15 protein-coding genes and 1 tRNA gene are annotated in these 18053 nt (G+C 69.6%); 11 read left to right on the forward strand and 5 right to left on the reverse strand.

From position 1 onward, the window contains the following. The first annotated feature begins 28 nt into the window (after positions 1–28). Positions 29–104, forward strand: a tRNA-Phe gene (locus NNJEOMEG_RS04075). 129 nt (positions 105–233) lie between these two features. On the opposite strand, the gene NNJEOMEG_RS04080 is transcribed toward NNJEOMEG_RS04075, so the two are convergent. Further along, complete coding sequence (locus NNJEOMEG_RS04080; protein ID WP_173081561.1) at positions 234–407, reverse strand: hypothetical protein; 174 nt, start codon at positions 405–407, stop codon at positions 234–236. 463 nt (positions 408–870) lie between these two features. Between NNJEOMEG_RS04080 and NNJEOMEG_RS04085 the strand changes: the two genes are divergently transcribed. From NNJEOMEG_RS04085 to NNJEOMEG_RS04130, 10 genes are all read left to right on the forward strand, one after another. Beyond that, positions 871–1896: a putative 2-aminoethylphosphonate ABC transporter substrate-binding protein gene (locus NNJEOMEG_RS04085; RefSeq protein WP_173081563.1), complete on the forward strand. Its 1026-nt coding sequence runs from the start codon at positions 871–873 to the stop codon at positions 1894–1896. A gap of 50 nt (positions 1897–1946) precedes the next feature. Then, positions 1947–3089 (forward strand): putative 2-aminoethylphosphonate ABC transporter ATP-binding protein, encoded by a 1143-nt coding sequence (locus NNJEOMEG_RS04090; protein ID WP_173081565.1) that lies wholly within the window; start codon positions 1947–1949, stop codon positions 3087–3089. Next, positions 3086–4858: a putative 2-aminoethylphosphonate ABC transporter permease subunit gene (locus tag NNJEOMEG_RS04095; RefSeq protein WP_173081567.1), complete on the forward strand. Its 1773-nt coding sequence runs from the start codon at positions 3086–3088 to the stop codon at positions 4856–4858. Before NNJEOMEG_RS04090 ends, NNJEOMEG_RS04095 begins: the two co-directional genes overlap by 4 nt. A 15-nt stretch (positions 4859–4873) precedes the next feature. After that, the gene (gene phnX, locus NNJEOMEG_RS04100; RefSeq protein WP_173081569.1) at positions 4874–5704 is read left to right on the forward strand and encodes a phosphonoacetaldehyde hydrolase; all 831 of its coding nucleotides are present in this window, start codon (positions 4874–4876) and stop codon (positions 5702–5704) included. Between the two features lie 3 nt (positions 5705–5707). Further along, entirely contained in the window at positions 5708–7078 is a 1371-nt protein-coding gene (gene pbfA, locus NNJEOMEG_RS04105; protein ID WP_173081571.1) for a (R)-1-hydroxy-2-aminoethylphosphonate ammonia-lyase, read from the forward strand. Positions 7079–7094: 16 nt separating this feature from the next. After that, a complete protein-coding gene (locus NNJEOMEG_RS04110) occupies positions 7095–8213 on the forward strand; it encodes a 2-aminoethylphosphonate--pyruvate transaminase (protein WP_173081574.1) in 1119 nt (372 codons plus the stop codon). 11 nt (positions 8214–8224) lie between these two features. Next, the gene (locus tag NNJEOMEG_RS04115; RefSeq protein WP_173081576.1) at positions 8225–9598 is read left to right on the forward strand and encodes an ethanolamine ammonia-lyase subunit EutB; all 1374 of its coding nucleotides are present in this window, start codon (positions 8225–8227) and stop codon (positions 9596–9598) included. Next, a complete protein-coding gene (gene eutC, locus NNJEOMEG_RS04120; RefSeq protein ID WP_173081577.1) occupies positions 9595–10461 on the forward strand; it encodes an ethanolamine ammonia-lyase subunit EutC in 867 nt (288 codons plus the stop codon). The genes NNJEOMEG_RS04115 and eutC overlap by 4 nt, the downstream gene beginning before the upstream one ends. After that, positions 10458–11333 (forward strand): EamA family transporter, encoded by an 876-nt coding sequence (locus NNJEOMEG_RS04125; RefSeq protein ID WP_173081579.1) that lies wholly within the window; start codon positions 10458–10460, stop codon positions 11331–11333. Before eutC ends, NNJEOMEG_RS04125 begins: the two co-directional genes overlap by 4 nt. A gap of 130 nt (positions 11334–11463) precedes the next feature. Continuing rightward, the gene (locus tag NNJEOMEG_RS04130) at positions 11464–11775 is read left to right on the forward strand and encodes a hypothetical protein (protein ID WP_173081581.1); all 312 of its coding nucleotides are present in this window, start codon (positions 11464–11466) and stop codon (positions 11773–11775) included. 61 nt (positions 11776–11836) lie between these two features. Here the strand turns inward: NNJEOMEG_RS04130 and NNJEOMEG_RS04135 are convergent, their stop codons facing one another. The 4 genes from NNJEOMEG_RS04135 to NNJEOMEG_RS04150 are packed head-to-tail and all read right to left on the reverse strand — an operon-like array spanning position 11837 to position 17730. Further along, positions 11837–12919 (reverse strand): hybrid sensor histidine kinase/response regulator, encoded by a 1083-nt coding sequence (locus NNJEOMEG_RS04135; protein WP_173081583.1) that lies wholly within the window; start codon positions 12917–12919, stop codon positions 11837–11839. Then, positions 12916–14130 (reverse strand): response regulator, encoded by a 1215-nt coding sequence (locus NNJEOMEG_RS04140; RefSeq protein ID WP_173081585.1) that lies wholly within the window; start codon positions 14128–14130, stop codon positions 12916–12918. The genes NNJEOMEG_RS04135 and NNJEOMEG_RS04140 overlap by 4 nt, the downstream gene beginning before the upstream one ends. Positions 14131–14156: 26 nt before the next feature. Beyond that, the gene (locus NNJEOMEG_RS20895) at positions 14157–16787 is read right to left on the reverse strand and encodes a PAS domain-containing protein (protein ID WP_173081587.1); all 2631 of its coding nucleotides are present in this window, start codon (positions 16785–16787) and stop codon (positions 14157–14159) included. Between the two features lie 58 nt (positions 16788–16845). Beyond that, positions 16846–17730 carry a transporter substrate-binding domain-containing protein gene (locus tag NNJEOMEG_RS04150; protein WP_173081589.1) on the reverse strand — a complete coding sequence of 295 codons (885 nt, stop codon included), beginning with the start codon at positions 17728–17730 and terminating at the stop codon, positions 16846–16848. Between the last annotated feature and the right edge of the window lie 323 nt (positions 17731–18053).

The following is an 18053-nucleotide window of genomic DNA, read 5'->3' on the forward strand; positions in this document are numbered from 1 at the left end:
TGAAGAGGCTAATTGCTCACTTCCTCGTGCCGAGGTAGCTCAGTTGGTAGAGCAGGGGACTGAAAATCCCCGTGTCGGGGGTTCAACTCCCTCCCTCGGCACCACGAACATCAGGGGCTTGCGGGTTACACCGCGAGCCCCTTTCTCTTTGGGAGGCAATTTCCTCCCCGCCCTCTTTGCGCTTCGCGGCCCGCAAGACCCCCGGCAGGGTCAGGCAGGGACGCCTTGCAGGCCTACCGCTCCTTGCTGACGAAGCGCTCGTACATCTCCTTGCCTTTGTAGCCGTCGAAGTCCACGCGCACGAAATGATTGGTCTTGCCGCGCGACTGGCCGCGCAGGAGGCGGACCCCGGCGATGAGAACGATCAGGGCCAGGGCCACGAGCAGGAATGTCAGGATGTCGGGCATGGACTGATCGTATCAGGCCCGGGCCGGAAACGAAAGAAACTCCTCGCCGCGCCCCTGCCGCCGACGCACCCTGCCGCGTCCACGGCGGCAATTGCCGACGCACACATCGAAACCAAACGTCCGACACGGCAAGGTCGCCAGGATGCCGTGAGCCGACCGCTTCCGCCCGCACCCTCCCTTCAGGCCCGAGTGACAGTTTCCGTCCCTGTCGCCGCCGCGACGCGCTCCCACCAGCCAATTTTAACATAATTGTAAACCTTTCGTTTGACAGACGGCCAGGGGCGGGCGTAATCGGATATCAACAGCCCGAAACGCGCAGCGGCGGAGCCATTCCATGCGGATTGAAACAACAACAGACCGGAATTGCAGCACATCGTCATTTTTGACGATTGTGTGAAAGACAGCTCCGCCACCCGTCACAGAGTCCCACCCGTCAACGGCTCCAACCTCAAGGAAGGCTCCAATGCTCGCAACCGTCCGCTCCCTGGCGCTCTTGATGTTCCTGGTCCTCGCCCTCGCCCCGGCCGCCAAGTCCGCCGAACTGCTGGTCTACACCGCCCTGGAGGACGACCAGATCCCCGTCTACATCAAGAGCTTCAAGGAGAAATATCCCGACATCCAGCTGAAGTTCGTCCGCGACTCCACGGGCGTGGTCATCGCCAAGCTCCTGGCCGAAAAGGACAACCCCCAGGCCGACCTCGTGTGGGGCACCGCCGCCACCGGGCTCATCCTCCTGGAAGAGGCGGGGCTCCTGGAACCCTACGCCCCCAAGGGCCTGGAGCGCATCACGCCCCGCTTCAGGGACTCCAAGCCCGTGCCCTCCTGGGTGGCCAACGACATCTTCGAGACCGGCTTCTGCGTCAACGAGATGGAGCTTCAGGCCAAGAAGCTGCCCACGCCCAAGAGCTACCAGGACCTGATCAAGCCCGAATACAAGGGCCAGATCGTCATGCCCAACCCCGCCTCGTCGGGCACCGGCTACCTCACCGTCGCGGGCCTCATCTTCCTGCTCGGCGAGGAAAAAGGCTGGGCCTACCTGGACAAGCTCCACGACAACATCGCCATGTACACCCACTCGGGCTCCAAGCCCTGCAAGATGGCCGGCACCGGCGAGATCCCCATCGGCATCACCTTCGGCTACCGGGGCATCATGCAGAAGCGCAAGGGCGAGCCCGTGACCACCGTGTTCCCGGCCGAAGGCTCGGGCTGGGACTGCGAAGCCAACGCCCTCATCAAGAAGGCCGCCATGAAGCCCGAGGCCAAGCTGTTCCTGGACTGGGCCATCTCCGACCCGGCCATGCAGGAATACGCCAAGAGCTACCCCATCCTGGCCGCCAAGGACGTGCCGGGCCTCAAGCTGCCCGAAGGCTACCCCGCCGACCCGCTCAAGCAGCTCATCAACCTGGAAATGTCCTGGGCCGCCAAGAACCGCGCCAGGATCCTGGCGGAGTGGGAAAAGCGCTACGCCACCAAGTCCGAAGCCAAATAGCATCCCTTCAGCCGACCCGGGGCGCCCCGCGCCCCGGGAAAGGGCCACCCATGCGCACCCAAGAGAACCCTGCCTCCCCCGGCGTCCACCTGGAAGTGTGGGGCGTCAGCAAAAGCTACGGCCCGTTCACGGCCCTCAAGGAGATCAGCTTCAGCGTGGCCAGGGGCGAGATGGTCTGCCTGCTCGGGCCCTCGGGCTGCGGGAAAACCACGGCCCTGCGCATCATCGCCGGCCTTGAGGAGCTGGACTCCGGGCGCGTGTTCCTGGGCGGAGCGGACGTGACCGAGCTGCCCGTTTCGCAGCGCAACGTCGGCATCGTGTTCCAGTCCTACGCGCTCTTCCCCAACCTCTCGGTGGGCGACAACGTGGCCTACGGCCTGGTGAACAAGAGGCTGGCCAGGCGCGAAATCCGCCTGCGCGTGACGGAGCTGCTGGACCTGGTGGGCCTGCCCGGGCTGGAGTCCAAGTATCCGGCCCAGCTCTCGGGCGGCCAGCAGCAGCGCGTGGCCCTGGCGCGGGCCATGGCCCTCTCCCCGGACGTGCTCCTGCTGGACGAGCCCCTCTCGGCCCTGGACGCCAAGGTGCGCGCCCACCTGCGCGCCGAGATCAAGCGCCTGCAGCGTGAGTTCGGCGTCACCTCCATCCTCGTCACCCACGACCAGGAAGAGGCCATGACCATGGCCGACCGCATCCTGCTCATGGACCACGGGCGCATCGTGCAGAACGCCACGCCCGGGGAGCTCTACGACAGCCCGGCCACCCCCTTCGCCGCCGGGTTCCTGGGGACCATGAACTTCCTGCCCGTGGAGCGCGGCCCCCGGGAGGACACCGCCCGGCTGGGGAAGTGGGTCATGTCCCTGCCGGAGCGCGCCTGGCCCGACGCCCCGGCCGCCCTGGCCGCCATCCGGCCCGAGGACGTGGCCCTGGAGGAGACCGCCGGGGCCTTCGCGCCGGAGCCCAACGTGCTGGACGCACGGGTGGACTTCATGGAATTTCGCGGCGCCCTCTACCGCCTGAGCCTGCGCCTCGACGGCGTGGCGGGGGAGGGCGTGCTGCTCCATGCCGACGTCACGGCGCGCCAGGCCCGCCGCATGGGCCTTTCCGAGGGGATGGCCGTGCGGGCCTGCCTGCCCCTGGCGCGCCTGCGCGTCTTCCCGGCCGACCATGCCCCCGAGGCGAAGGACGCCGCATGAGCGGACCTTCCATCGCCCCGCTCCAGGCCCGGCACGTCCCGTCCCCGGCCGGATCGGCCCTGGCCGCGGCGCTGGCCGGGCGCGGCGTCAAGACCCTGTGCATCGTCGCGGTCCTGCTCTGGCTCACCGTCACGGTGGCGCTGCCCCTGGCGGGCCTGCTGGGCAAGAGCCTCTACGACCAGAAAGGGAACTTCACCGGGCTGGCCAACTTCCTGCGCTTCTTTTCCGAGCCGGCGCTGTTCTCCTCGCTCACCCACAGCCTGTGGGTCTCGACGATCACCACCCTGGCGGCCGTCCCCCTGGGCTTTCTCTACGCCTGGAGCCTGAACCGGACCACCATGCGCGGCAAGAAGTTCTTCCGCGCGCTGGCCATGGCCCCCCTGCTGGCCCCCACGCTGATGCACGGCATCGTGCTCATCTATTTGTTCGGCCGCAAGGGCCTGGTCACCACGGGGTTCTTCGGGGCCATCCCCGGCTGGGACATCGGGCTCTACGGCTCCACGGGCATCGTCATCGCCGAGGCCCTCTACGCCTTCCCGCCCTGCTTCCTCATCCTCTCCACGGCGCTTTCCCTCACGGACGCCAGGCTCTACGAGGCCGCCCGGGCCCTGGGGGCCTCCAGGTGGCGCATCTTCACCACCGTCACCCTCCCCGGCGTGAAATACGGCCTCATCAGCGCCGTGTTCGTGAGCTTCGTCTCCAGCTTCACGGACTTCGGAGCCCCCAAGGTGGTGGGGGGTTCCTACAACGTGCTGGCCACCGACATCTACAAGCACGTCATCGGCCAGCAGAACTTCGTCATGGGGGCCACCGTCAGCGTCATCCTGCTCATCCCCACCGCCCTCGCCTTCCTGGCCGACCACATCGTGCAGCGCCGCCAGTCCACGGCCATGGCCTCCAAGGCCGTGCCCTACCAGCCCAAGCCCAACGCGGGCCGCGACGGGCTGGCCATGACCGTGTGCTGCCTGCTGGGCTCTGTGTTCATCATCTACCTGCTCACGGGGCTCTATGCCTCCCTGGTGAAGGTCTGGCCCTACAAGCTCTCGCTCACCCTTGCCCACTTCGATTTCGAGGCCACGGCGGGAGGCGGCTACCGCGCCTTCCACAACAGCCTGAAGATGTCCGCCTGGTCGGCGCTGCTGGGCACGGCAACGGCCTTCTTCACCGGCTACGTCCTGGAAAAGTTCAAGGAATGCCCGCGATTGCGCCAGGTCTGCTCCGTGCTCTCGCTGCTTCCCATGGCGCTGCCGGGCCTCGTGATCGGCCTGGCGTACATCTTCTTCTTCAACGCCCCGGGCTGGGATTTCCACGGCCTGCGCATCCCCAATCCGTTCACCTTCCTCTACGGCACCATGGGCCTGCTGGTGCTCTCCAACCTGATCTATTTCCATACGGTGTCCTTCCTCACGGCGCGCACGGCCCTCAAGCAGCTCGACAGCGAGTACGAGGCCGTCTCGGAGTCGCTCAGCGTCCCCTTCACCCGGCTCCTGCGCACCGTGACCTTCCCCGTGTGCCTCCCGGCCGTGCTCGAGATCGGCTACTATTTCTTCGTGCGCTCCATGACGACGCTCTCGGCCGTCATCTTCCTCTACAGCGCGGACCTGCCGCTGGCGGCCGTGGCCGTGGCCAACATGGACGACGCGGGCGACACCGCGGCGGCCCTGGCCATGTGCGTGGTGATCGTGGCCACAAACCTCGCCGTGCGCATCCTCTACGGGGCGTGCACGGCGGGCCTGCAACGCCGGGCCAGGGCCTGGCAAACCCGTTGAGCAAAAGGATTTCCCATGGCGATCAATCCCCTGAAGTACGTCAAGGCCGTCGTGCTGGACTGGGCCGGAACCGTGGTGGACCACGGCTGCATCGGCCCGGTGGCCGTGTTCGTGGAAGTGTTCAAGCGCCACGGCGTGGACGTCACCGTGGCCCACGCCCGCAAGCCCATGGGCCTGATGAAGAAGGACCACGTGCGCTCCATGACCCGGGACCCTGAAGTGGCCGCACTCTGGCGCGCCGCCCACGGCCGCGACCCCGACGAGGCCGACGTGGACGCCATGTACCTGCTCACCGAGCCCCTCATGGTGGAATGCATCGCCCGCCATGCCGACATCATCCCGGGCGCGCTGGACGCCGTGGCCGCCTTCCGCGCCATGGGGCTCAAGGTGGGCTCCACCACGGGCTACACCCGCCCCATGATGGACGTGATGACCGTGGAGGCCGCGAAAAAGGGCTACGTTCCAGACACCATGGTCTGCTCCTCGGACACGCCCGCCGGACGCCCCACCCCCTTCATGTGCTACCAGGCCGCCCTGAACCTCGGGGTCTTCCCCTTCTGGGAGATGGTCAAGATCGGCGACACCGAGTCCGACGTGGCCGAGGGCAAGAACGCCGGCATGTGGACCATCGGGCTCTCCACCAGCGGCAACGAGATGGGCCTGACCGAGGCCGAGCTGGCCGCCCTGGACCCGGCCGAAAAGGCCGCGCGCCAGGAGGCCGTGACCAAGCGGCTCCTGGCGGTCGGCGCGCATTACGTGGTCCCCTCCCTGGCCGATTGCCCGCCCCTGCTGGCCGAGATCGACGCCCGCCTCGCCCGAGGCGAACGCCCCAGCTGCAAGGCTTGACCCATGGAACCACCCCTTCCGGCCGCCCCCCCGCCGGGCGAGGGCGACGTGAACACCTCGGAAAGGCGCGCCGCCTGGCGGGCGGGCCTTTCCGAGGCCGCCCGGGCGCTCCTGGACCGCGATGAGCGCGTGTTCCTCAGGCAGTCGCTCTCCACCCCGTGCCTGGACGCCCTCTCCGGCTGCGAAGGCTCCACGCTGACCACCCTGGACGGCCGGACCCTGCTGGACTTCCACGGCAACTCCCTGCACCAGGCCGGGCACGCCCATCCCGCCGTGCTGGAGGCCATCCGCCGCCAGCTGGACGACATGGCCTTCTGCCCGCGCCGCTTCACCAACGAACCAGCCGTGCGCCTGGCCGAGGCCCTGGTGGAGCGGGCCCCGGGGAAACTCGGCAAGCTCCTCTTCGCGCCGGGGGGCACGCTGGCCGTGGGCATGGCCCTGAAAATCGCGCGGGTGGCCACCGGGCGGTTCAAGACCGTCTCCATGTGGGACTCCTTCCACGGCGCGTCCCTGGACGCCTGCTCCGTGGGCGGCGAGGCCCTCTTCCGCTCCGGCATCGGCCCGCTCTTGCCCGGCACGGCCCACGTGCCCCCGCCCGACCCCTACCGCTGCGTGCTGGCCCCCGGGGACGGCGGCTGCGAAAGCTGCGGCCTGGCCTGCGCCCGCTACCTGGACTACGTGCTGGAAAAGGAAGGCGACGTGGCCGCCGTGATCGCGGAACCGCTGCGCTGCACCACGGTGAACGTGCCGCCCCCGGGCTACTGGCCCGCCGTGCGCGCGGCCTGCGACCGCCACGGGGCGCTGCTCATCCTGGACGAGACCGCCACCTGCCTGGGCCGCACCGGGCGGCTTTTCGCCTGCGAACACTTCGGGGCCGACCCCGACATCCTGGTGCTGGGCAAGGGCCTGGGGGGCGGTGTGATGCCCCTGGCCGCCGTGCTGGCCGATCCGGCCCTGGACAGGGCGGGGCATCTGGCCCTGGGGCACTACACCCACGAGAAGAACCCCACGGCCTGCGCCGCCGGACTGGCCATGCTGGAGGTCATCGAGTCAGAGGGCCTGGTCGCACGCTCCCGCCGCCTGGGGGAGATGGCCCTGGCCCGCCTCGAGGGCATGGCCCGGCGCTTCCCCCTGGTGGGGCAGGTCCGGGGCCTGGGGCTCTCCCTCGCCGTGGAGCTCGTCACGGACCGCGCCACCCGCGCCAAGGCCTCGGACCAGGCGGACGCCGCGCTCTACCGCTGTCTGGAACGCGGGCTGAGCTTCAAGACCAGCCACGGCAACGTGCTCACCCTCACGCCGCCGCTCACCATCGCCGAAACCGACCTGGACCGCGCCCTCGACATCGTGGAGGACGCCCTGGCCCGCGTCAGCTGACCCCAAGGAGCACACCATGGACCTCTCCTGCTATCCCGACAATCCCTACATCCTCCTCACGCCCGGGCCGCTTTCCACCTCCAAGGCCGTCAAGGCGGCCATGCTGCGCGACTGGTGCACCTGGGACCTGGACTACAACTCCATCGTCCAGGACCTGCGCGCCCGCCTCTGCGCCCTGGCCTGCCCGGGACAGGCCTTCACCGCCGTGCTCATGCAGGGCAGCGGCACCTTCTGCGTGGAGTCCTGCGTGGGCACGCTGGTCCCGCGCGACGGCGCGCTCATGGTGCTGGCCAACGGGGCCTACGGACAGCGCATCGGCAAGATCGCCAACGTCCTGGGCATCCCCCTGGTGCTCGAGGACTTCGGCGAGACCGCCCCGGTGGACCCCGCCCGCGTGGAGGCACTGCTGGCCCGGCACCCGGAAGTGACCCACGTGGCCGTGGTCCACTGCGAGACCACCACGGGCATGCTCAACCCCATCGAGGCCATCGGCAAGGCGGTCAAGGACGCGGGGCGCACCTACATCGTGGACGCCATGAGCAGCTTCGGGGGCATCCCCATCGACGTGGACGCCATCGGGGCCGACGCGCTCATCTCCAGCGCCAACAAGTGCATCCAGGGCGTGCCGGGCTTCGGCTTCGTGCTGGTGCGCCGCGAGGTGATCGAGGCCTGCGCGGGCCGGGCGCGCTCCTTGAGCCTGGACCTGTACGACCAGTGGAAGGGCATGGAGCAGGGCGGCGGCAAGTGGCGCTTCACCTCGCCCACCCACGTGGTGCGCGCCTTCGTGGCCGCCATGGACGAACTCGACGCCGAGGGGGGCGTGGCCAAGCGCTTCGAGCGCTATTCCACCAACCAGCGCGTCCTCGTGGACGGCATGGAGAAGCTGGGCTTCAAGACGCTCCTGCCGCGCAAGTGGCAGTCGCCCATCATCACCTCCTTCATAAGCCCCGACCACCCGGACTACGCCTTCAAGACGTTCTACGACAAGCTCAAGACGAAAGGCTTCGTGGTCTATCCCGGCAAGGTGACCGACGCGGTGGACACCTTCCGCATCGGCAACATCGGCGAGGTCTATCCTGCCGACATCGAGCGCCTGCTCGACGCGGTGAAAGAGTCCATGTACTGGCAGGGCTAGGAGGCCCGGGTATGCGCGGGATCACTTTGGGAGGCCGCCGCCACGCCTTCGCGGACCTGCGCGAGGTGATGGCCAAGGCCACGCCGCACCGCTCGGGCGACGTCCTGGCGGGCGTCGCGGCCGCCAGCGACGAGGAGCGCGCCGCCGCGCGCTTCGTGCTGTCCGACACGCCCCTGACGGACTTCCTGGAAGAGCCCCTGGTGCCCTACGAGGCCGACGAGGTGACCCGGCTCATCCTGGACAGCCACGACAAGGCGGCCTTCGAGCCCGTGAAGAACCTGAGCGTGGGCCAGCTGCGCGAGCTGCTGCTCTCCGACGCGGCCGATCAGGGCTTCCTGAAGGCCCTCGCGCCCGGCCTCACCCCGGAGATGGCGGCCGCCGCCTCCAAGATCATGCGCAACCAGGACCTCATCCTGGCCAGCTCCCGCATGGCCAACACGGCGGCCTTCCGCTCCACCGTGGGGCTGCCCGGCACGCTCTGCGCCCGCCTCCAGCCCAACCACCCCGCCGACGACCCCCGGGGGGTGATGGCCTCGGTGATCGACGGCCTGGCGCTGGGCAGCGGCGACGCCTGCATCGGCATCAACCCGGCCACGGACAACCTGCCCACCGTGCGCCTGCTCCTGGAATGCCTGGACGAGGTGCGAGCCCGCTACGCCATCCCCACCCAGACCTGCGTGCTTACCCACATCACCAACACCCTCCGGGCCATGGAGGCCGGAGCCCCGGTGGATCTGGTGTTCCAGTCCGTGGGGGGGACCCAGGGCGTCAACGAGAGCTTCGGCGTGAGCCTGGCCCTGCTGGAGGAGGGCCGCCAGGCCGCGCTCTCCCTGAACCGGGGCGAGATCGGGCGCAACGTGATGTATTTCGAGACCGGACAGGGCAGCGCCCTCTCCGCCGGGGCGCACCACGGCGTGGACCAGCAGACCCTGGAGGCCAGGGCCTACGCCGTGGCGCGCGCCTTCGACCCGCTGCTGGTGAACACCGTGGTGGGCTTCATCGGCCCGGAATACCTCCACGACGGCGGCCAGATCATCCGCGCCGGGCTGGAGGACCTCTTCTGCGGCAAGCTCCTGGGCCTGCCCATGGGCGTGGACGTCTGCTACACCAACCACGCCGAGGCCGACCAGGACGACATGGACGTGCTGCTCACCCTGCTGGGCGCGGCAGGATGCGCCTACATCATGGGCGTCCCCGGTGCCGACGACGTGATGCTGGGCTACCAGTCCACCTCCTTCCACGACGCGCTGTACGTGCGCAGGCTCCTGAACCTCAGGCCCGCCCCGGAGTTCGAGCGCTGGCTCGTGTCCATGGGCCTGTTCGACGCCTCCCTGCGACCCAGGAGCCTCTCCGTGAACGATCTTCCCCTGGAGCTGCCGCGATGACCGCCGAAACGCCGCCCCCGCCCGCAAGGTCCGGCGGCGACCCCGCCGCGCCCACCTCGCCCCTTCTCGGATTGCGCGCCTTCACCATGGCCCGCGTGGCCCTGGGGCGCGCCGGTGTGAGCCTGACCACCGCAGACCATCTGCGCTTCACCCTGGACCACGCCCGGGCCCGCGACGCCGTGCACGCGCCCCTGGACCTCCCGGCCCTGCGCTGCTCCCTGGAGCGCCTGGGCCTGGACCAGCTGGCCCTGGCCAGCCGCGCGCGCGACCGCCGCGAGTTCCTCCTGCGCCCGGACCTGGGCAGGCTGCTGGACGAAGAGTCCCTGGCGCTGCTGGCAAGCCTGCCTCCCGGCCCGAAACGGCCCGATCTCGTGCTGGCCCTCTCCGAAGGGCTTTCGGCGGTGGCGCTGGAGCGCCAGGCCCTGCCCTTCCTGGAGCGCTTCCTGCCCCTGGCGCGCTCGCGGGGGTGGGCCGTGGCCCCGCTGTGCCACGTGGCGCAGGGACGCGTGGCCGTGGGCGACGACGTGGGCGAAGCCCTGGGAGCGCGGGCCGTGGCCGTGCTCATCGGCGAACGCCCCGGGCTCTCCTCGCCGGACTCCATGGGGGTCTACCTGACCTACGCGCCCCGTCGCGGACTCACCGACGCCGCCCGCAACTGCATTTCCAACATACGCCCCGACGGCCTCCCTCATGCCCGCGCCGCCATGACCCTGGACCACCTGCTGGCCAAGGCCTTGGCCCTGGGGTTCTCCGGCGTGGACCTCAAGGACGACCTGGCCCTGGACGGCCCTGCCCCGCGCAATGCCCTTCCCGGAGCCGGAAGGGCGCTTCCCCCGGACGCCCCTGGAGACGCCACCGGGTGACCGGTTCCGTCGCCGGGCTGGTGCTCCTTTCGGCGGTGCTCCATGTGCTGTGGAACACCCTGGTGAAGACCTCCGGGGACAAGCTCTCCTTCGCCTGGCTGACCAACGTGCTGGGCATGCTCTTCCTGGGCGTGCCCTTCGCGTGGCTGCGCATGGCGGATCCGGGCTTTCTGGGGCCGGAGGTTCTGGGCTGGGCGGCCGTGTCCGGCGTGATGCAGGCCTTCTACGTGGTCCTGCTTTTCGCGGCCTACGACCACGCGGACCTTTCGGTGGTCTATCCCGTGTGCCGGGGCCTGGCCCCCTTGCTGGTGATGCTCCTGGCCGGACGGCTCACGGGAGACGCCACGGGGCCGCTCCAGGCCGTCGGCGTGGCCCTGGTGGCGGCGGGCACCGCTGCCGTGGGCGCGGCCAGCCGCGACAAGGCCACGGGGCGGCTCACCTGGCTCGGCCTGGCGCTTTCGGTGCTCACGGCCTTCGGCACGGCGGGCTATTCCCTGGCGGACCGCCGGGGCATGAGCCTGTCGCCCGGCCCCGGCGCGGTGGAGTTCCTGTTCGTGTCCTACGTGGTGCTGTGCGTGCTGCTCACGGCGTATTGCGCGTGGAGGCGGCCCGGCCTTGCCGGAATGTTCTCCCAGTGGAAGGAGAACAGGCGGGGCGTGCTGCTGGTGTCCGCGCTGATGACGCTCTCCTACGTGTGCATCGTGGCGGCCCTGGGTACGGGCAACGTGGTGTTGGTAACGGCCGGACGCAACGTGGGCATCCTGCTCGCCACGCTGGCCGGTGGCCTGCTCCTGCACGAGCGCGTCTCGCGCGGGCGCGCAGCCGGGTCCGTCGTCATCTTCGCGGGGCTCGCCCTGCTGGTCCTGGGGTAGGCCGCCTCCGGCCCAGCCGGGCCGCCACTCCGCATTTTTTCGGTAGTCGCCCGCGTTGTGGCGCACGGAGCCCTTCGGGTATCCCGAAGATGCGGCCCCATGCCGCATGAACGCGAGGAGGCGCAACCGTATGCTCGGCGGGAAAGACGGTGGGACGGCCCGGCTGATCGGCATCGAACACGACGGGGAATGGATCGGGGCCTACGTGGAAAGCGAAAAGGGCTACGCGCTCATCCGGGTGGACGCGGGCGGCGGGCGCAGGTTCCAGCACATCTGGAACGCGCAGTGCTTCAGCGAGCGCGACGCCTTCGCCTCCATGATCGCCAAGTTCGCTCCCAACGCCCGCCTGCTGGAAACCGCCCTGCCCCTGCAAAGCCTGGACGGCCACTACCTCTGGGAACTCCTGCGCGCCTGGGCCGACGACCTCACGCCCCCTCTCTGAACGCCCACCACCCCGGCGAAAGCACCCGCACCGGCTCCACCAGCTCGAAGCTCCGGGGCGTTCATTGGGCCTCCGCTCGGCCCGGCAGGGAACGCCCCCCGGAGACGGGGGCCATCACCAGCACGGACGTGCGCCCCGGGAGCGAGCAGTCCAGGAACACGTCGCCGCCCATGGCCCGGGCCATGGTCCGGGCGGCGTAGGCCCCCAGGCCCGCGCCGAACCGCTTGCCGTGACTTGTGAATTTCTCGAAGAAGTTCTCGCGCGCCTCCCGGGGGACCTCGCCCAGGTTGGCGATGCCCACGCTCAGGTGCTGTCCGCGCGAGAGGGACACCTCCACCACGCCGCCGTGAGGCGAGGCCTCGCAGGCGTTCTTGAGCAGGTTGCGCAGGATGCAGCCCAGCAGCAGCCGGTCGCAAACGGCCGTTGCGTCCCAGGTGTCCCCGGCGAAGGAGATGTCGAACGCCAGGGCCTTGGCCCGCGCCAGATCCCCCTGCTCGGCGATGGCCTTGTTCAGGGCGGCCGGGATGTCCACGGCGACCGGTTCGGACACGTAGTCGCCGTCCTCGATGCGCCGCAGGGCGGACGCGGCGTCGAGCAGGGTGAGGGCCTTGATCCCGGCCTGGTGGATGGGTTCGAGCAGGCCGGAGAGCTCCGGCGAGAGGTTCTCGTCGCCCAGCAGCATCCCCGAAAGGGCCGAAACGCCCACCAGAGGGCCGCGCAGATCGTGCCGCAGAAGCGACTCGGCCCTGCGCTCCAGGCGCACGGCCACGCGGCGCGCGTACTCCTCCAGGCCGTCGAGCAGGGCCTGCACCATCATCTCGCCGGGGCAGGGCTTTTCCAGGAAGCGGAACACCAGCCCGTTGTTGATGGATTTCAGCGCCGAATCCAGGTCCGCGCAGCCGGTGAGCATCATGCGCACCGAATCGGGGCAAAGGACGCCCGCGGCCGTCAGGAAGGCCATGCCGTCGGTGACGGGCATGCGCAGGTCGGAGACGATCACGGCGAAGGGCGCCGAGGCGCGCAGGATCTCCAGACCCGCCTCGGGACCGAGGGCGGTGACGATCTCGAAGGGCCTGCGGTATTTGACCTTGAAGGCGTCCAGAGCCTCCTGCTCGTCGTCCACGTAGAGGATGCGCCTGTTCACGGCGCGCACCCCTGTTCCAGGTGCGCCCGGCACGCTTCACGCCACCTGGCGATCCGCTCGCGCTCGAATCCCGGATGGGCCTGGGCGTCGTCCAGGGGCTTGCGTGCATAGTCCTGATGCAGCACCACCAGTTCGTGGTCCAGCGCGTTGGCCGCGTAGACGGCCAGGGCGGGGCTCATGGCGCCCTGGTCGAGCCCGGCCGCGTCGTGGTGGCGCAGGACGGCCTTGATCTGCCCGCGGTCGAAGCCCCACAGGCCCATGAGGTAGGCCCCCGCCTCGGCATGCGTGGCCCCGAACACCGCGCGCTCGGCCTCGTGGACCGCGAGCCCCTCGGAGCGCACCAGGTCAAGGGCGCGGGCGTATTCGCCGGGCAGGCCGCAGGCCATGGGGAGCTTGCCCATGTCGTGCACCACACCCGCGATGAAGGCTTCGTCGCCCAGTTCGTTGCCCGCCCCCTCGCAGGCCGCGAGCGCCTTGGCGAAGCAGGCCGTCCGGAGGCTGTGCTCCCAGAGGCCGTGCACGGAGAAATCCGGCATGCGCTGCGCATCCATGGACTCGAAGAGGTTGACTCCCAGAACGAGCGCCCGGATGGTCTGGCCGCCCAGCAGGTTCACGGCGTGGTGGATGCTGGAGACGCGGGTGGGCAGGCCAAAGAAGGCCGAATTCACCAGGCGCAGTATGGAGGCGCACATGGCCACGTCCTGGCTGACGATGTCGCCCACCTCCTTGAGGGTGGTGTTCTCGTCCTGGAGGATTTCCACCAGGCGTCCGTAGAGGCTTGGCACGGCGGGCAGGCTGGTGAGGCTGGCCACCACGGACTTGAGGGCCCCGGGCTCCAGCACCCCGCTCAGGCCCAGGGCGCGGTCCACGGCCTGGATCAGGTCCACGGGGCGGCAGGGCTTGCTCAGGTATTGGTGGGCCAGCTTGACGGTCTTGAGCACGCTCTGTTCGTCGGAATAGCCCGAGAGGATGATGCGCACCACGTCGGGATGGCGGCGCTGCACCTCCGCCAGGAGCTGCGCGCCGTCGAGCCCGGGCATGCGCATGTCGCTCACCACCACGTCGTGGCGCTCGCGCTCCAGCACGGCCAGGGCCTCGCGGCCGCCCAGGGCGAAGGTCATGTCCCATTTGGCGCGCAGGGGCCGCAGGCTCAGGCGCAGGCTGTCCAGGATGTTGGGCTCGTCGTCCACGAAGAGGATCTTTGGTTTCATGGCTGTGTGTCGGCGTCTTTCCAGGTTCACCCGCCGAGGGGGAGCGCGATGAAGAACGTGGTTCCCTTGCCGGGTTCGGATTCGAAGCGGATGGTCCCGCCGTGCTTGTTCACCACGATGTCGTGGGCGATGGCAAGCCCCTGCCCCGTACCCTTGCCCACTTCCTTGGTGGTGAAGAAAAGGTTGAACACCCGTTCCCCCACGGACTCGGGGATGCCCGGACCGGTGTCCTGGACGCTGACGACGGCCTTGTCCCCTACGCGGCGCGTGCGCACGGTGATGAGACCCTTTTCCCCCGTGTTCCCGACGCTCTCCCCGATGGCGTGGGCGGCGTTGACGATGACGTTGAGCAGCACCTGGCTGATGTCTCCCGCCAGGCAGGGCGTCTCGCCCAGGTCCGGGTCGAAATCGGTGATCACGTCGGCAACGTATTTCCATTCGTTGCGCGAAATCACAAGGGTGTTCTCGATGGCCTGGGCAAGATCGACGGGTTTTTTCAGGTCGCCGCCCGAATAGGAGAAGCGCTTCATGGCCGAGACGATGGAGCTGATGCGCCCCAGGCCGTCGAAAATCCTGGCGAAGGTGCGCGGGGTCTCCTCGGCCAGAAAATCGTCGTCCATGTCCTCCAGCTGGCGGGCGGCCAGCGCCGGGCCCCGGGCGGCGGCCAGGCCGGGTTCGTCGCGCAGGCGGCGGGCCAGGGCCGAGAGTCGCTGGTAGTCCGCGAAGGCGTCCTGGAGGAAGCTCACGGAATCGCCCACATACTGGGCAGGCGTGTTGATCTCGTGGGCGATTCCCGCCGCCAGCTGGCCGATGGCCTCCAGCTTGGCGGCCTGGGCCAGCTGGGCCTCCAGGAACTGGATGTCGGTCACGTCCTCGGCCAGAAGCAGGTAGCCTGCCGCGTCCGCGCCGTCGGCGGCCAGGGGGCTCACGGTGACCACCAGGAAGCCGTCGCCGCCCTCGGCGCGCTCATACCAGACGCTGCTGGCCTTGGCCGTGCGCCCCGTGCGCCTGCACTCCTCCACGGGCTTGAAGGCGGCGGCCCAGTCCCAGGGCAGGGGCAGCGCCGTGAAGGGACGGCCCAGGGCCTCCGCGGCAGGCAGCTGGAACGCGTTGGCCGCCGCCGTGTTCCAGCGCAAGACGCGCCCTTGGGCGTCCACGCCCGCCAGCACCGCCGAAACGGCCTCCAGGATGAGGCTGATCTCCCTGTGGGCCTTCTCGCGCTCGCGCATTTCGTCCTGGAGCTTGGCGTTGGCCACGGCCAGCTCCCCGGTGCGCAGGCGCACGCGCTCCTCCACCAGCTCCTTGGCTTCGCGAAGCTCGCTCTCGATGCGCTTGCGCTCGGTGATGTCGAATCCCAGGCCGATGAGCCCGCCCAGCGCCCCGTCGGAGTGGCGCAGCGCCAGTTTGCGCGTGGAGACGCTCACCATGCGGCCGTTGTCGGGAATGGTCTCCTCGGTCTCCAGGAAGTCACGCCGCCCGGAGAGGAGCAGCCGGTCGTCGCGCATGTAGCCCTGGGCGATCTCGGGCGGGAAGATTTCGTCGTCGCGCCTTCCTGCCAGCTCCTCCAGGGGGATGCCCACGGCCCGGCAGAAGGCTGCGTTGGCCCCCACGTAGCGCCCTCCGGCGTCCTTGGTGAAGGCGTAGCCGGGCAGGCCGTCGAAGAGGGCGTCGAACTCCTCCATGCGCCGCACGATCTCGCGCTCGGCCAGGGCCTTTTCTTCCAGCCGGGCCTCCACGGCGGCGCGCTCCAGGCGCACCTTCACCAGCAGGCCCGAACCCGTGAGCAGCAAAAGGCTCGCCAGCCCGGCGAACAGCGTGAGCGGCCACGCGGACTGCACCTGCAGGGACGCCTGGGACACCGTGGAGAAAAACGTGAGCGGCGTGCCCTCCACCTCGGCCGCCACGCCGAGCCGCCCCGCCGCGCCTTTGGCCTGGATGGCCGTCACCTGGGACTCGCCCGACTTGAGGGCCTCCGGGTACGCCACGTCCTGGCCTCCGGCGCAGACCACCTCGCGCTGCTCGAAGGCCAGGCAGTAGCGGGGCGGGTCGCTGGCCCGGGGGGCCAGGAACTCGCCCAGCACCACGTCCAGGGAGAGCCGCGCGGCCAGCGTGCCGGCGTCGCGCCCGGCCACGGCCACGGTCCGCCTCAGCAGGATCTCCCGGGCCGCGCCCTGCGGCCCGGGCGCGAGGCTCCAGGACATGCCGCCGCGCTCCACGGCGTCCTCCGCGCCGAAGCGAGGCCCATCCCCCGCGCCCGGCGGATCCCGACCCCTGTCCGCGGCGGCCACCACGCGACCCTTGTCGTCCAGCAGGGCGATGCAGGTGAAGACCGGGCGGCCCCCCAGACGCTTGTCGGCCAGCGTCTTGGCGAACTGGGATTCCACCTGCCGCGCGCTCTCCAGGAGGCCGTAGCTTGCGGACATGCCCATGGCCACGTTGCCGAAGTAGGCGAGCACGGCGGGGCTCTCGGCCAGGAGGTCCATGTCGTTGCGGCGTTCGGTGAAGAAGTATTCCAGGCTGGAGGCCCGGTTGAGGGCGTCCTGCCGGAACAGCTCCACGGCAAGGGCCTGGCGTTTGAGGTTGCTGCGGTGGGCGGTCCAGAGCAGGGCGCACAGGATCGCCAGGAGCAGCGCCGCCAGCAGGGCGGGCAGCGCCATCAGGCGCAGCCCTCCCGGCGACCCGGCGAAGGCCGCTGGGTCGCCGGACGCCGCCCCCTTAGCCGGGGAAGAACCTGGGGAAGTAGCGCGGCGCAAGGGGGTAGTAGCGTTCCACCAGGGCCATGTAGCGCCCCGTGCGGACGTATTGCTCGAAAAAGCGCGCGAACTCAGCGCGCAGGGCGGGCTGGTCCTTGCGGAAGCCCACGGCCATCTGCTGCTCTTCGGACATGGGACCGATCACCTTGATCCGGCCCGGGAACTTCTGGAGCGCCACCATCACGTCGGGCACGTCCAGCAGGGTGGTGTCGGCCTCGCCCACGATCACCGCCGGGGCCAGGTCGTTGAGGGAACCGGTGAACTCCTTGGCCTGCACGCCCAGGGGGGCCAGGTCGAAGAGCCTGGGGTCCAGGCAGGTGCCGCTCTTGGTGAGGGTGGTGCGGCTCATGAGCTTCTCGCGGGTGCGCCGGATGTCCTCGCGGACCTCGCCCGTGGGGGCGATGGGCGCAAGCGCCGAGTCCGCGCGCACCACCAGCCAGACCTGGGTGGGGAACACCGGGGCGGAGAAGTCCAGGAGCTTTTCGCGCCAGGGCAGCACGGTGAGCCCCGAGGCCAGCACGTCGCCCCTGGTTTCGGCGGGCCCTTCGAGGGTCACGTCGGCTCCGTCGGTGGTGAAGCGCCGTCCCACGAGGTCCTGGATGGCCGTGGGCCAGTCGGTGGCCACGTATTCGTAACCCACGCCCAGGTGTGCCGCAAAATCGCGCATGAGCTCCACGTCGAAGCCGTCGCCGTTGCCCGTGACGAAGGCCGCGTAGGGCACTCCCAGGTGGCGCAGCACGCCTTGCGCGCGGATCTCGTCCAGGTCCCTGGCGGAGGCCCGGGTCTCGGTCAGGCACGACAGCGCAAGCAGCGCGAGAAACGTCAGCGTACGAATGCAGGTCGCCATGGGACTCCCTCCTTGTCGCTTGGCGGCTCCCCTGATGAAGCCCTGGTACTCCTGTCGCCGTCGATGTTCAACCGGAACGGGCGCAACGCGTGCCGGACTTCATGCAGTCGGCCTGTTGTTCCACGTCTGCTCGGACGACATTCGGGCGCGCTGGGCCACGACCCGGCAACGGGAGCGGGCGCAGGTCCGGCCATCCGGGTCCGGAATTGAAGTTGCCGGGCGCTTCGCGGCATCGGCGCGGGGGGAGGCCGCCGCATGTCCCTACAGATAACCTCTCGCGCAGTGGACACAACGGCCAGGAGTGGGCTAGGAATACGGAAAAA

This window comes from Fundidesulfovibrio magnetotacticus (assembly GCF_013019105.1).
Taxonomy (GTDB): domain Bacteria; phylum Desulfobacterota; class Desulfovibrionia; order Desulfovibrionales; family Desulfovibrionaceae; genus Fundidesulfovibrio; species Fundidesulfovibrio magnetotacticus.